Raw genomic sequence first — 13,833 nt, 5'->3', positions numbered from 1 at the left:
CTTTTGGACAGGCTCTTTCCTTGAGCTTATTTTATTCAGTAATGCCTGCTAACTTAGCAAGTTCTAAGATAGATTCTTTCGAAATCTTCTTACCGCAATAATCATAAAGATTATCTTTTGAACCGTTGAAGATATCGGTAGGTTCATATTTTTTTAATATGATTCTATCCTCATCAACAAAAATTTCAAGAGGATCTCTTTCGCTTACGCCTAAAGTCCTTCTTAGCTCAATAGGGAGAGTGATTCTTCCCAATTCATCCAATTTTCTTACTATTCCTGTGCTTTTCATATATGTACCTCCTACAATACTTTAATAAAATAGCATACACGAATTGATAAGTCAATAAATTAATTATGATATTTTAGCAATTATTTAGTATTTTATAGGAAATATTGTAAAAAGAGTATTAAAAAGTAAAAAAAATAGCGGTGGGTCGATTTGATTTACTTAGTTGTAATGTATTTTATTAAGTCAGAATATAGTAATTAATAAGAAACTTGTTAAAGGACTTACTTATGTTAAATTATTTATGGGGTTTCATGATTGTAATAGGAATTATCGTAGGTGTTTTAAATGGGAAAATTGATGATGTAAGCACGGCTTCCATTAATTCTGCCAAAGAAGCCATAACATTATGCATTACCATGTTAGGAATTATGTCTTTGTGGACTGGTATTATGCAGGTAGCAAAAGCTACGGGGATCATGGATGCCTTAACGAAAGCCTTAAATCCCATACTGCGCTTATTATTTCCGGATATCCCCAGGGACAATCCGGCCAATGAATACATAGCTTCCAATATGATTGCAAATATATTAGGACTGGGGTGGGCAGCTACTCCCATGGGGTTAAAAGCAATGGGAGAACTACAGAAACTAAATAAAAACGGCGAAACAGCCAGTTGCGACATGTGTACCTTTCTCATAATAAATATATCCTCCCTTCAGTTAATACCTGTTAATATAATTGCTTACCGAAGCCAATATGGGTCTATCAGCCCTACGGAAATTTTAGGTTCGGCACTGGTTGCTACAACCATATCTACCATCGCCGGCATTATTTTTTCTGTTGCAGCCAGAAAATTAAGTAAGTCGAAATAAGTTGGCAGAATGAGAGGTAAGAGTGAAAGAAAATATAGAATAAAGAAAGGCTGCCACAAGATGATTCTTTCACTCTTCTTTATTTGTGGCAGTATCGCAGGCCGGCCTGCGATATGCAGTGGTGTAAACATGAAATTTTTACTTTATATCTCGGATTATATCATACCGTTTGTTATTTTTTATATTGTTGGATTTGGATTACTTATGAAAGCTCCGGTATTTCATGAATTTACGAAAGGAGCGGAAGACGGCTTTAAGGTAGTGTTTAATATAATGCCTACCCTGATCGGGTTAATGGTGGCTATTGGAATACTAAGGGCTTCCGGTACCCTTGATATATTAGCAGATATTATGAAGCCGCTTACAAATTTTCTTAAATTCCCATCGGAACTTGTACCGTTAGTTACGGTAAAACTGTTTTCTTCCTCGGCGGCAACCAGCCTGTTGCTTGATATTTTCAAGGAATACGGTCCGGATTCTTACCTTGGAAGGCTTTCTTCTATTATTATGAGCTGTACAGAAACAGTTTTTTATACCATGAGCGTATACTTTATGACAGCTAAAGTTAAGAAAACCAGATATACTCTGGCAGGCGCGTTGTTTACCAGTATAATTGGTATTATAGCCAGTCTCATACTTACAAATCTGATATTCAGGTAGATATCTAATAAATAAAAGTATGTCGCAGGCTTTAATTACATCAAAAGTACTGAGTTAATATATGATTTTATACGTAAAAAAGCAGGGGTGTTGTATAATATTAAGTCATTTGCGGTAAGTATATCAGTCTAATAACTTAAAAATTTACAACAGCCCTGCTTTATGTTAAAAGGTCATTTATAATTTCTTTCTTTCATGCTGCAGCTTGGATAAATTGGTATAGTATCGGTCTGTTACCATAAGGGAAACAGCTGCATATTTTTTTAGATCTGTCAGTTCTTTTCCAGACGTGGGAAAGGAATTTTGAAAATTGCCGTTGGCATTTTCAAGGTCTTCGTAAATCTGTTCCAGGGTCTCGTAATATTCGGTTCGATTCATAATAGTACTCCTTTTTCTTTTTATAATAGATTAGTTCTAATACCAAGGTGACTCCCGCAGCTCTCACGGATGACTAACTCAGGGGTAAAAGAAAACTTAGGCGGTTTGCCAATACCTTTTATGGAATTGATAAGAGTAGTTATCACAAGACGGCCCAGGAGGTCATGATGCTGATTAATACTGGTGAGTCTGGGTATATGATACTCGCCGGTAAGGAATAAATCACAACTGATTACAGCAATATCATCCGGTACTTTTAAAGCCTGGTCATATAAAGCACGTTCTGCTCCAAGAGCTACATTATCATTAATGGCGAGAAATGCGGTAAAAGAGGCATTACGGCTTATAAGGGTATTCATTGCATTATATCCGTCTTCCGAGTAATAATCAGACAGAGATATAAGCTGTTCATCCACAGGGAGACCTAAAGCTTTCAAGGCATTCCGATAGGCATTGATACGGATCTCCGTAATCGTAACATTTGGTTGGCCGCCTACAAAAGCTATTTTTCTGTGCCCCAGCATATAAAGATAATTCAGGGCAGTAACCACGCCTTGACCGGTCTCAGCCTGTATAAAAATGCAGTCGACATCTTCTATTTCCTGACCGATAACCACAACCGGTAGCTGCTCAGCCAGCCTCTTAAGAGCCAATTTATAAGAATTGTCTACAGTAGTTAAGTCTACCTGGCCGCCTATAATCAGAACCCCATCCACCTGTTTATCAATTAACATCTGGAAGTAATAGGACTCTTCTTTCGTATTGCGGATGCCATGGGAAGAACCGCCGAATAATGTATTACAGAGCAAAAGGGTATAACCGGATTCCAGTGCGTAACGTTCAATTTCCAGAAACATGGATGAAAAATAAGGATTTGAAATATCGGGTAATATGACACCTAAAGTTTTTGTCTGCTTGGATATAAGACCTCTCGCAAGTGCGTTAGGTGTAAAATTATATTTCTGAATGATCTCTTCCACTCGTTTACGCTTATCCGGCGATACCGGAGCATTCCCGTTTAATACTCTGGATACGGTGGAAATTGATACATTAGATTCCTTTGCTATCTGTGTTATGGTAATATGTTCTTTTTCAGACATAAAACATGTTTCCTTTCATAATGGTTATATGGATTTCTTATACCTTTAATAATTTTTGCTATTGATACGATAAGCAGCAGAACAGCTAGCTTAATTAATATAACATGATTTGTAAAAAAATGCAATAGAATATGAAAAGGTTTTCTTATTTTGATAATTATAAAAAATAAAAATAAAATAATTAAATATAATGCACAATAAAAACAAAATAATATTAAAATTATAAATCAATTTTACAATGTATTGACAATAAAATAACTGTATGATATATTGAAGAAGTGAAAACGTTTTCAAAATAAAGCAAAGGGGTGATTATTTGATTAAAGCGACAAATAAAAACTCAGCTGGGCAAATAAAGTTTTTGCCGAAAGGTAAATTCAGCAGCTGGAAAGTTTCTATGAGAAAAGACAGGGCGTTTTTAATCATGTGTATACCAACAATCCTATATTTCCTGATTTTTGCATATCTGCCGATGCCGGGAATATATGTAGCATTTACTAATTTTAACTATGCGAAGGGGATTTTTGGAAGTTCTTTTGTAGGACTGGATAATCTTAAATTTATTACTATGTCAGGTAAACTGGGTTTACTTATTCGTAATACAGTACTCTATAATCTGGCATTTTTAATTACCAGTAATGTAGTACAGATCGCTATAGCGATCTTGTTAAATGAAATCAGGAGTAAAAAATTCCGTAAATTCTCCCAGTCATTTTTGATTTTACCGAACTTTATTTCTTATGTCTTAGTAGGTTTATTCAGCTTTGCGATTTTTAACAGTACGAATGGTATATTTGGTGAAATCCTGACCAGATTCGGAAAAGAAAATGTATCGGTATATTCTATGCCTTCCGCGTGGCCGCTTATTTTGGTCTTAGTAAATTTATGGAAAGGTGCCGGATATGGATCAATTGTTTATTTTGCTGCATTAACCGGTATGGACCACGAGATTTTAGAAGCTGCACAGGTAGATGGGGCCAGTACGATTCAAAGAATACGTTATATTACGCTTCCAAGTCTGAAACCGACTGTAATTATCTTAGTATTATTATCCATCGGCGGAATTTTACACGGTAATTTTGATCTGACCTATAACCTGGTAGGAAAAAGCAATGTTATATTACAAAATTCTACCGATGTTTTGGAAACCTATATCTTCCGCGCAATGACCAGTAACTTCCAATTCAGTACGGCAGCTGCAGTATCCTTTGTACAATCCGTATTCGGATTTATATTAGTACTCACTACGAACGCAATTGTTAAAAAAATCGAACCAGATTATGCACTATTTTAGGAGAAGGCTTATGTATAAGAAAAATAAGAAAAAGGAAGATTTATCAGGGCGTATCATACGTGTGATTGGTTACATATTCATTGGCATCTTAGCATTAGCCTGTTTACTGCCTTTCCTGATAATGGTGTCGGCATCTTTTGAGAATGAGAAAACATTAGTATTAGAGGGCTATAGTCTGATTCCAAGAAATTTCACCACATTTGCTTATGATGTAATTTTAAAAGGTAGCAATGAAATCGTCGGTTCCTATATCGTAACCATATTATTGACTGTGGTTGGAACAAGTCTTGGTCTGTTTGTTACAGCTATGACTGGATATGCTTTACAAAGACCTGATTTTCAGAGAAGAAATATGATATCTTTATTTTTGTTTTTTACAACTTTATTTTCAGGCGGGCTGGTTCCGTTTTATTTATTAATGACCAGATATCTGATGTTAAAGAACAATTATTTGGCAGTATTACTGCCGTCCTTAATCAGTGCCTGGAATATTATCATGATTAAAAACTTTATTAAAAACAGTATTCCACATTCCGTAAGTGAGGCAGCCAATATAGACGGGGCTTCCCCCTTTGTAACTTTTATGAAGGTAATTCTTCCTATGTCGAAGCCGGCCCTTGCTACCATTGGGTTATTTATCGGACTTGGGTATTGGAATGAATGGTATAATGCTATGCTGTTTTTAGACAATAGTGTTAAATTTCGCCCCTTACAGCTGCTTTTATATAATTTAATCAACCAGGCAGAGTACTTAAAAAATTCCATGGCCGGTCAAAATATACAAATGCAGGATCTGCCTCTTGAAACGGTTAAAATGGCAACCGCGGTACTGGCAACCGGTCCGGTAATTTTAGCTTATCCTATGGTCCAGAAATATTTTATTCAGGGGATTACCGTAGGAGCCGTTAAAGGTTGATAATATTTCAGAACTGAATCTGAGACTGAACGTGACGGGAGCTTAAAACATGTATTAAATTTTATGCCATAACCAGTAAATTATGTAGTTTCTCAATTACCTAACCAGATCAAAATAAAAGGAGAAGTGATATGAAAATGAAAAGGCTTATTTCTATGGTAGTGCTTGTGGTAATGCTAAGTCTTTCTTTAGCCGGCTGCAGCAAATCAAAAGAAACAAATTCTAATGAAACAGACGGTACCCAGTCAGCACAAAGCGGAGATTCTAAAAGCAATAGCTATAAAGGTCCCAGCGGTAATACCCCTGTTGTTGACGGTAAAATTGACACCTCTAAATTTGTTACTGTAAAAATGCTTGTTTTAGGAGATCCGCCAAAAAGTGGTGCCGATAAAAATGTTCTTGCAGAATTAAATAAAATATTTAAAGAACGTTTAAATGCAGAATTAGATATTCAATGGATTGAATGGAACAACTATGAAACGAAATACCAGATGGAACTAGTTTCAGGCAGTGATATCGATTTGATTTTCACATCTTCTACCTGGCTTAATTTATGGGATAATGCTCAGAAAGACGCTTTTATGGATATGACGGAAATGATTCCTTATTATGCGCCTCAGTTATGGGCGGATACCAAGAAAGAAGAGTGGGATGGATGTACCTATAAAGGTAAAATTGTAGCTCTTCCTGAGCATAGAAAATGGCAGTTATCCACCCCCATATTTGCATACCGTAAAGACTGGGCAAAAGAATTCGGGATAGAAAAAGTGGATTCCATGGATACTCTGGAACAATACTGCAAAGGTATTTTAGCAAATAAACCAGGTGTAGTACCATATAATGTAGGCGGTAGTGCATCTTCCAACGAATTATATTCCATGTGGATGCGTCAGAACACGGATTATGTTGAGGGACCGGGCTGCGTAGGTATGGCGGCGCCTGTAGTAAACAAAAGTTACGAGGAATGCTGGAAGCTGGCATCTCCTGTATTTGATGATAAATTTTTAGATTTTGCTAAGAAAATGAAAGAATGGGGCGACGCAGGTTTCTGGCCTCAAGATGTTATGTCTGCAACAGTTGATACAAAAACAGCTTTTCTTTCCGGCAAATCCGGTATCTACAGTATGAATGTATCTAATTATTATCCACTGTTCCAGGATCTGGATAAGGAAAATCCGGATGCAGAACTTGATGCATTTTTCTTTGATGAAAAGAGAGGTTATTGCATTTCGGATGTAATGACTCAGGATGCCTGCTCCATTACGGCAAATGCAAAAAATCCGGAGAGAGCTTTAATGATGTACGACTTATTCCAGTATGATAAAGATATTTATCATCTTACCCAATATGGTATTGAGGGACAGCAATATGTTGTAAATAAAGACGGGTTCCGTGAAAAACCGGAGGGGTATAATAAAGACAAGGATGAATATTTTTGGGATATGTGGAGCACCAGAAATGATGCGCTCGAAATTCCGGAATACAATCCTTTTAAAGAACAGATTGATGCAGTAAATGCTAAAATTAAACCATGGACTAAAATGTATCCTTGGGGTTCCTTTATTGTAGATACCTCAGCAGTCAATTCACAGGTTACTGCAATTAATGAAGCAGGAACCACCTGGCTGCCGGCCATTCAGTTTGGTAAGGCCGGCGATCCGGAAGATGCAGTAAAACAATACCGAGATGCTCTTACCAATGCCGGAATGGATTCCTATATAGAAGAGGTCGAGCGCCAGATGCAGGAATACAATAGCAGCACGCAACAATAAAGGACAGGCAAATAATTAAGTTAAGTTTTTCTTGGCTTTTGCCAAAAATATAAAAGGGTTGTCAGGAACAGTGTTTACCAGGTAAACGGATAAGGCAGCCCTTTTTTAAAATAGGCAATTGGATAGCTATTTAATAATCTTGTTTTCCAATTACTTTAGTATTTAAAATTTGGAGGAAATAATGGATACATTCATAGGATGTGACTTTGGCGGTACAAAACTGCTGATCGGTGAAATAGATGAAGACGGTAAGATACTGCAAAGTAAACGGTATGATACAGGGATTAAAAAACATACGGAAGCAGCAGATTACATACTTTCCTGTCTTACTGACTATAAAGATCAGGTCGGCTTTCTTGGAACACCAAAAGCAGCAGGAGCAGGAGTCGTAGGTGTGGTAGATTATGAAAATGGTATATGGAAATCCATAGATCATGTTGAAAACACCCCTATCCCTTTAGCTTCCAATATATCGGAACTATTAGGTGTACCGGTTGCTGTGGATAACGACGTTAAGTGTGCCACAAAAGCTGAGATGATGTTCGGACAGGGTAAATACAGCGATAATTTTATATATCTTAATATTGGTACAGGTATTTCTGCTGGATTTGTGGTAGAAGGGAAAATATTAAGAGGTGCCAACAATAACAGCGGAGAAGTAGGGCATTGTGTAGTAGATATAACAAGAGAAGAATTATGTATCTGCGGAAGGCACGGCTGTGTGGAGAGTATTGCATCCGGTTCCGGATTTACCAATCAGGTTTTTTGCTTATATGATCAGTATCCTACTAAACTTGGCAAACTGAATACAGGTGATAAAGCAAATATTTCAGAGATTTTTCATTTAGCGGATGAGGGTGACGGGCTTTGTAAAAAGTTAACGGAACAAGCTATTCTAAATATAAGTAATTTAATTATGAATCTGGTACGTACCACTGACCCGGATACCATTATATTAGGAGGTGGAGTTTTGAGTGATGGTTGGCTTTTGCCTAAGATTTGTGAAAAATTTAATGCCTCTACTATGAGAGGGGTTAGAAACGGTGTAATTCAATCCAGCTTTAATCCCGGATTAGTAGGATTAATAGGTGCAGGTGCACAGGGAATTGAGATATACAGGGAATTACATAGCTGACATTAGATCATGGTATTAAATGAAAAGAAAAAGAATAGAAAGGGTGCCACATGTAGATTCTTCACATTTATAATGTGGTAATAGCACCTCTGTCTGCAGATGTGTTATGCAATGGTGTTAATATGAAGATAACCATAACGAAAAATGAACAGAAATTTGACCAAAGGGCAGCCTGGACTATTATTGGTCAGATGTTATCAAAACCGAATTCCGTAATTGGATTGTCAACAGGTGAGACAACCAAAAACATGCATAAAATTGTAAGTGATATATATAAGGCAAATCCTTTTCTTACTGAGGAGGTAAGGATTTTCAATGTAGATGAATTGACAAATTTACCGAGGACTTACGCTGGAAGCTGCTTTTCTATGATAAAAACGCAGATTTGTGATAATTTAAATATACCGGAGGAACATTTTATAATGCCGCCAACTTTTAGCGATGATTTTGAGCTGGAATGCAGGAATTTCGATGAATCCTTAGAAAAGGCCGGCGGCGTGGATTTGCAGATGCTTGGAATTGGCTGGAACGGTCATATCGGAATCAATCAGCCGGGGACGCCTTTTCATAGCACAACCTGGGTATCACCCATGGATCCGATTTTTGAAGCAAGGGTAAGAAAAGAAACCGGAGTAGATGATAATTATCCATTAGGCGGTTTAACCTTAGGAATCAAAAGTATTATGAATATGAAAAAAGTTGTATTAATAGCAAAGGGTAAACATAAAGCGGAAATAATTAAGAAAGCGCTGAAAGGACCGGTGACAACGGATATTCCGGCTTCGGTATTGCAGCTTCATCCTAATTGTGAAGTATTGCTGGATGCAGATGCGGCATCAATGTTATAATATAAAGAATTAGTCAAACATGCAGACGAGTTTTAGGTGGCGTATTGTGAATAGTTCCGCGTAAGACATACGAGCCATTCATCGAGATTTATGCTCAAAAAGCATGGGTGTAGTGTGAAAAGCCTCGCCAAGACATGCTAGTCATTAGAAAAATATAATAACTGAAAGGAATGCCACAAATTGATTCTAAAGCACACTTTTTATTTGTGGCAGTAACACATCTGTAAACAGATGTGCTACGCAATGGGTGTTAAGATGGATAAATATCGTGTTGTCTTATTGGTCAGCCCAATGGGACATGATGTAAACCGGATCTGTACCATAGTCAGCAGGTGGTTAACGGAAACTGGTATTTTTAATGTAGAAGTAGCCGGTACATACCCGGATGCAAAGCTTTCTATAGAAGATTATATGTTAGACCGTACTAAAGTTTTAAATGCGGATTTATTTTTCTTCCTTTGCTCTGATGAGTATTGGAAGAAGAAAGAAACGGAAGATAATCTGGCTGAGGCTGTAAGAGAGGGTAAAGGTGTTTTATTCTATCATGGGCTTCATCCTTGTTTTGAAAACAATCCGGAAATTGAAAAAATGATTGGCCTTTTATGGAGAGATATTGCAAACCATGGTGATTTTAACTATTTTGATGTATCCATGAATGATGCTGATTCAGAAATAAAACATCCCATTACAAAGGGAGTAACACCTTTTCGTACCAAGGAAGAACTGTTCTGCTTATTAACTAATCCGTGGAATGTGCCCGTGAAAGTTCTGGCAACGGCTTATTCCGATCCGGATGTAGTATCCAGATGGGGACTTCACGGTACAGGAAGAGATGAACCGGTTTTAACAATAGGGAAATACGGAAAAGGAAATACCGTAAACTTTATTTTAGGACATGTCTGGGAATATTATACCGGACATGGCTTAATGGAAGATACCACAATTGCCATGGAACCGCCGCAATTTAAAACGCTGCTGTTAAGAAGCTGTGAATGGGCGGTTACCGGCAGGGTAGAGGTTACCCAAAACGTCTAGGAGGTTTTAGAATGAGAGAACAGTTTCAAAGGGACTTAATCAATTCTGCCTTTTTACATAGGCCATTGCCGCTTTATGAAGAGGGGTCTTTGGAGAAAGAATGGGAGCAACGAAAGGTATTATTAAGGAAAGAAATATTTGGCAAAGATACCAAGAGTGTACCGGTTCATGAGGGGGAAGGCGGTATCAGCTGTTATCGTGATGAGGCTGGAAGTAAAGTTTTATGTCTGCAGGGAAATACTGTGACCTATTGTTGGCCGGAGGCTATGAGCCCTGACGGAGACTGTGCATTTTATGGTACGGTTCATGCCAGACTAAACATACAAGATGAGAATTGGGAGAACTTTAACTGCCTTACATTCTATATTAAACCGGAATGCCAGGGTTCTAGAATAGTAAATATGAATCTTGGTATAAAAAATGAAGGTCGGATTAAAGTACCGGATGAGTACTACAGGGAAGGAAACCATGTAGTAAATTTAATAAACCACGAGTGGAACCGTTGTATCTGGGAATTTGGCAGTATGGCCAGAGATAAGATAACGGAACTGGATTTCTCCTGCGGCCTTTTCGGAAAAGACACTTCAACCGGTGATGAAGTACGCTATCTGGTCAAAGATGTCAATTTGGAGAAAACGGAAAAACACGAGCCGGATAAAGGATGGCTTAGCTGTCTGGATGGAATAGCATATTCCACTTCAGGGTATTTCGCAAGAGGTGATAAGACGGCTGTCACTGGTTTATCTGCGGATGAGTTTCAGATTATAGGTAATAATACAGGGATAACAGTCTATAAGGGCAAAGTGATAAAGAGAATATTTAGTAATGAGGAATATGGAATTCTAGATTTTTCCCCGTTATCTGCAGAAGGCACTTATTATATACAGGTTGGAGATTTTAAAACCAAACCTTTTGATGTTAAGGAAGAAGTTTATGAAGAAGCAGTATGGAAAATTCTAAACTTCCTGTTTTGCGAACGATGTGGTTTTCCGGTACCTGAAAGACATGGGCTATGCCACAGGGACGTAACGGCAAAATACGGGGATAAAATAATATCTTTTTGCGGAGGCTGGCATGATGCCGGGGATATGTCCCAGCAGCTGATACATACGGCTGAGGTTACCCAGGCCTTATTGGAAATGGCGGAAGCCGTAAAACTTAAAAAAGACAGAAATGCCGCTCATAAATCTGAAAGAAACCGAGAAGCTGAAACCGAATTTAAAAGGAACCAGGGAATCGATGCTGACAAAAACAATGAAAACCATATGAATTTATCAAAGCTTTTGTATGAGAGATTAATTGAGGAAGCTTTATGGGGGTTGGAGTTTATAATCGCCAGCAGGTTCGGTGACGGATACCGTGCTACCAGTGCCGGGATCGTCAGATGGACCAACGGTATCCTAGGGGATGAAGATGATGAAAAGGTCCGTTTCCATAACCATGCCTTTGAAAATCTGCTCTGCAGCGGTATCTGCGGGATTGCGGCAGGTATTTTAAAGGATTCGGATGAGGAATTGGCTTGGAAATGTCTGCAGATTGCCAAAGAGGATTATGCATTTGGTATGGAACGTTTTAAAACAGTGGGCATGGAACTGCCTATTATGTGGGAGCATACATATTCTTCCTCCAAATCCCAATACTATGCATTAATCACCTGGACCGCTTCTGTTTTATATGAGCAAACGAAAGAGCACTTATACGCTGACACGGCGGCGGAGTATGGGGCCTGTCTTTTAAATTGCCAGGAGACCCAGGGCAAGGCGAATGGCTTTAAAGGATTTTTTTACCGGGACGAAGAGAAAAAAATTATTGTTCATTATAGCCATCAGTCCAGAGAATACATGTTTGTACAGGCATTTGAGCGCTTATGTAAAACCCAGCCAGACCATGAGGAGAAAACCAAATGGGAAAATGCCCTGGCTTTATATGGTGATTACCTGAAAAAATTAATGAATTATGCAAGTCCGTATAAAATGCTGCCGGCTGGTATTTATCATGAGGGAGAGATTAACGATAAAGAATCATTTCAGATACTGCACCTGTTAGTGGATTATGAAGAGCAAAAGGAGCATTATAGAAAACAGCTTAAACAGGGCACACCTTTAGAAGATGGATATTATATTAAGAATTTTCCCGTATGGTTTTCTTTCAGGGGAAATACGGCAATCCATCTGGCTATGGGAATGGCATCTGCAGCAGTCGGCGGTTATTTTAAAGATGAGGAATTATTACAGATTGCAAAAGAGCAGCTGTATTGGATCAGCGGTAAAAATCCGTTTCACCAATCTTTAATATATGGGGAGGGTGGCAGGTATGTACAGCAATATGCGGTAATGCCGGGAGAAATGACCGGAGAAATACCGGTTGGAATCCAGACCAATGCAGATGAAGATATTCCATATTGGCCTCATAACAACAATGCGACGTATAAAGAAGTATGGACTTCTTCCGCCTGCAGATGGCTCTGGACACTTTCTGCCATCTATAGGGCAGATTGTCTATAAAGCGTGAAACACTATATTTTTTACAAGCCTCTAAACGGCTCGAATATCAAACCTGCTGGCATGATTTTTGGCCAGAGTCTTGACAAAATATATGCAGTGTTTTCGGCCGGTCGACGCCAAATGGAATATATATACACGGTATTCATAATATCTATATTTAAAGGGCTTTTGACCCCGGCATCATCCTAATAAAGCTTGAATTTTGAAAGGAGAATAATACAATGATTAGAATTGGATTTGTAGACCGTTATCTGGATAATTGGCATACGAACCATTATCCGGAATATATACAGCTGGCAGCTGAGTTATATGGCATAGATGCCAGGGTTACACATGTTTATGCCCAAATGGATACCCCGGATGAGTATGGGTTGACAACCAAAGCCTGGTGCGAACAGTATGAGTGTATTTGTTGTATCACTTATGAAGAATTAATTGAATCAGTAGATGCCATAATGGTAATGTGTGCCGATGACTGCCTGCCTCATGAAGAACTGGCGGAGAAAGCTTTAAAAAGCGGAAAACCTGTTTACTGCGATAAAACATTTGCGCCGACGATGGAAGCGGCAGCCAGAATGTTTGACTTAGCAAAACAGTATTATACACCTGTATTTACCTGTTCTGCACAGCGGTTTTGTATGGAATTATTAACCTATAAAAGACAGCAGCCGGAACCCGTTGATTTCTGCGGTTCTACCGGCCCTGGGGATATGGTTAATTACTCTATCCATCAATATGAAATGCTGGAGGTATTAATGGGAATCGGAGCAAAACGCTGCCAGGCATTTGCCGGAGGAGATACCGTACATATTTTATATCAATATGATAACGGCAGAACGTGTACCTTTACTCAGGGAAAGAAGCTGCCTTTCCGTATCTTTGCCTCTGCCGGGACAGAAGGCTGTAAAGATATTGCAGTAGAAGAGTATTATATGAATTTTATGAATAAATTGCTGCATTTCTTCCAGGATAAAAAGGCACCTGTTACCAGGGAGGATACCATGGAGATTATGGCAATGCAGCAGGCGGGAAGGGAAGCAGTAATAACCCCCGGAGTATGGATAGAAGTATAAAATATGCAAATATCTGA

Annotated in this window: 13 protein-coding genes; 10 read left to right on the top strand and 3 right to left on the bottom strand. The window is 38.4% G+C overall.

Going from position 1 to position 13,833, the window contains the following annotated elements; translation table 11 throughout:
• Window positions 1-31 precede the first annotated feature (31 nt).
• Window positions 32-289, bottom strand: a complete 258-nt coding sequence (locus RBU59_RS14885) for an AbrB/MazE/SpoVT family DNA-binding domain-containing protein (RefSeq protein ID WP_308143311.1) — start codon at window positions 287-289, stop codon at window positions 32-34.
• Window positions 290-516: 227 nt separating this feature from the next.
• Here RBU59_RS14885 and RBU59_RS14880 point away from each other — a divergent pair, with 227 nt between their 5' ends.
• Entirely contained in the window at window positions 517-1,101 is a 585-nt protein-coding gene (locus tag RBU59_RS14880; protein WP_308143310.1) for a nucleoside recognition domain-containing protein, read from the top strand.
• Between the two features lie 129 nt (window positions 1,102-1,230).
• Complete coding sequence (locus RBU59_RS14875) at window positions 1,231-1,761, top strand: spore maturation protein (RefSeq protein ID WP_308143309.1); 531 nt, start codon at window positions 1,231-1,233, stop codon at window positions 1,759-1,761.
• Between the two features lie 177 nt (window positions 1,762-1,938).
• Here the strand turns inward: RBU59_RS14875 and RBU59_RS14870 are convergent, their stop codons facing one another.
• Together RBU59_RS14870 and RBU59_RS14865 are read right to left on the bottom strand one after the other, a co-directional pair.
• Window positions 1,939-2,139 (bottom strand): hypothetical protein, encoded by a 201-nt coding sequence (locus RBU59_RS14870; protein ID WP_308143308.1) that lies wholly within the window; start codon window positions 2,137-2,139, stop codon window positions 1,939-1,941.
• 20 nt (window positions 2,140-2,159) lie between these two features.
• Entirely contained in the window at window positions 2,160-3,239 is a 1,080-nt protein-coding gene (locus RBU59_RS14865) for a LacI family DNA-binding transcriptional regulator (protein ID WP_308143307.1), read from the bottom strand.
• Between the two features lie 316 nt (window positions 3,240-3,555).
• Between RBU59_RS14865 and RBU59_RS14860 the strand changes: the two genes are divergently transcribed.
• From RBU59_RS14860 to RBU59_RS14825, 8 genes are all read left to right on the top strand, one after another.
• Entirely contained in the window at window positions 3,556-4,533 is a 978-nt protein-coding gene (locus RBU59_RS14860; protein WP_308143306.1) for an ABC transporter permease, read from the top strand.
• A gap of 10 nt (window positions 4,534-4,543) precedes the next feature.
• Complete coding sequence (locus tag RBU59_RS14855) at window positions 4,544-5,449, top strand: carbohydrate ABC transporter permease (RefSeq protein WP_308143305.1); 906 nt, start codon at window positions 4,544-4,546, stop codon at window positions 5,447-5,449.
• A 131-nt stretch (window positions 5,450-5,580) separates the two neighbouring features.
• Window positions 5,581-7,221, top strand: a complete 1,641-nt coding sequence (locus tag RBU59_RS14850; RefSeq protein WP_308143304.1) for a DUF3502 domain-containing protein — start codon at window positions 5,581-5,583, stop codon at window positions 7,219-7,221.
• 181 nt (window positions 7,222-7,402) lie between these two features.
• Complete coding sequence (locus tag RBU59_RS14845) at window positions 7,403-8,356, top strand: ROK family protein (protein ID WP_308143303.1); 954 nt, start codon at window positions 7,403-7,405, stop codon at window positions 8,354-8,356.
• A 122-nt stretch (window positions 8,357-8,478) separates the two neighbouring features.
• Window positions 8,479-9,204 (top strand): 6-phosphogluconolactonase, encoded by a 726-nt coding sequence (locus RBU59_RS14840; RefSeq protein ID WP_308143302.1) that lies wholly within the window; start codon window positions 8,479-8,481, stop codon window positions 9,202-9,204.
• Between the two features lie 255 nt (window positions 9,205-9,459).
• On the top strand, window positions 9,460-10,239 hold the full coding sequence (locus RBU59_RS14835) for a ThuA domain-containing protein (protein ID WP_308143301.1): 780 nt from the start codon (window positions 9,460-9,462) through the stop codon (window positions 10,237-10,239).
• Between the two features lie 11 nt (window positions 10,240-10,250).
• Window positions 10,251-12,743, top strand: a complete 2,493-nt coding sequence (locus RBU59_RS14830; RefSeq protein WP_308143300.1) for a glycoside hydrolase family 9 protein — start codon at window positions 10,251-10,253, stop codon at window positions 12,741-12,743.
• A 221-nt stretch (window positions 12,744-12,964) separates the two neighbouring features.
• Window positions 12,965-13,816: a Gfo/Idh/MocA family protein gene (locus RBU59_RS14825; protein WP_308143299.1), complete on the top strand. Its 852-nt coding sequence runs from the start codon at window positions 12,965-12,967 to the stop codon at window positions 13,814-13,816.
• Window positions 13,817-13,833: the final 17 nt, after the last annotated feature.

The sequence above is a fragment of the Anaerocolumna sp. MB42-C2 genome (genome assembly GCF_030913705.1).
Taxonomy (GTDB): domain Bacteria; phylum Bacillota; class Clostridia; order Lachnospirales; family Lachnospiraceae; genus Anaerocolumna.
The sequence above is the reverse complement of the archived record's forward strand: the minus strand, read 5'-3'. Positions and strand labels throughout refer to the sequence as shown.

Excerpts from the sequence above, each read along its gene's own strand:
- RBU59_RS14845 (WP_308143303.1), top strand. The coding sequence starts at position 7,403 with ATGGATACATTCATAGGATGTGACTTTGGCGGTACAAAACTGCTGATC.
- RBU59_RS14875 (WP_308143309.1), top strand. The coding sequence starts at position 1,231 with ATGAAATTTTTACTTTATATCTCGGATTATATCATACCGTTTGTTATT.
- RBU59_RS14840 (WP_308143302.1), top strand. The coding sequence starts at position 8,479 with ATGAAGATAACCATAACGAAAAATGAACAGAAATTTGACCAAAGGGCA.
- RBU59_RS14855 (WP_308143305.1), top strand. The coding sequence starts at position 4,544 with ATGTATAAGAAAAATAAGAAAAAGGAAGATTTATCAGGGCGTATCATA.
- RBU59_RS14835 (WP_308143301.1), top strand. The coding sequence starts at position 9,460 with ATGGATAAATATCGTGTTGTCTTATTGGTCAGCCCAATGGGACATGAT.
- RBU59_RS14830 (WP_308143300.1), top strand. The coding sequence starts at position 10,251 with ATGAGAGAACAGTTTCAAAGGGACTTAATCAATTCTGCCTTTTTACAT.
- RBU59_RS14850 (WP_308143304.1), top strand. The coding sequence starts at position 5,581 with ATGAAAATGAAAAGGCTTATTTCTATGGTAGTGCTTGTGGTAATGCTA.
- RBU59_RS14880 (WP_308143310.1), top strand. The coding sequence starts at position 517 with ATGTTAAATTATTTATGGGGTTTCATGATTGTAATAGGAATTATCGTA.
- RBU59_RS14870 (WP_308143308.1), bottom strand. The coding sequence starts at position 2,139 with ATGAATCGAACCGAATATTACGAGACCCTGGAACAGATTTACGAAGAC.
- RBU59_RS14885 (WP_308143311.1), bottom strand. The coding sequence starts at position 289 with ATGAAAAGCACAGGAATAGTAAGAAAATTGGATGAATTGGGAAGAATC.
- RBU59_RS14825 (WP_308143299.1), top strand. The coding sequence starts at position 12,965 with ATGATTAGAATTGGATTTGTAGACCGTTATCTGGATAATTGGCATACG.
- RBU59_RS14865 (WP_308143307.1), bottom strand. The coding sequence starts at position 3,239 with ATGTCTGAAAAAGAACATATTACCATAACACAGATAGCAAAGGAATCT.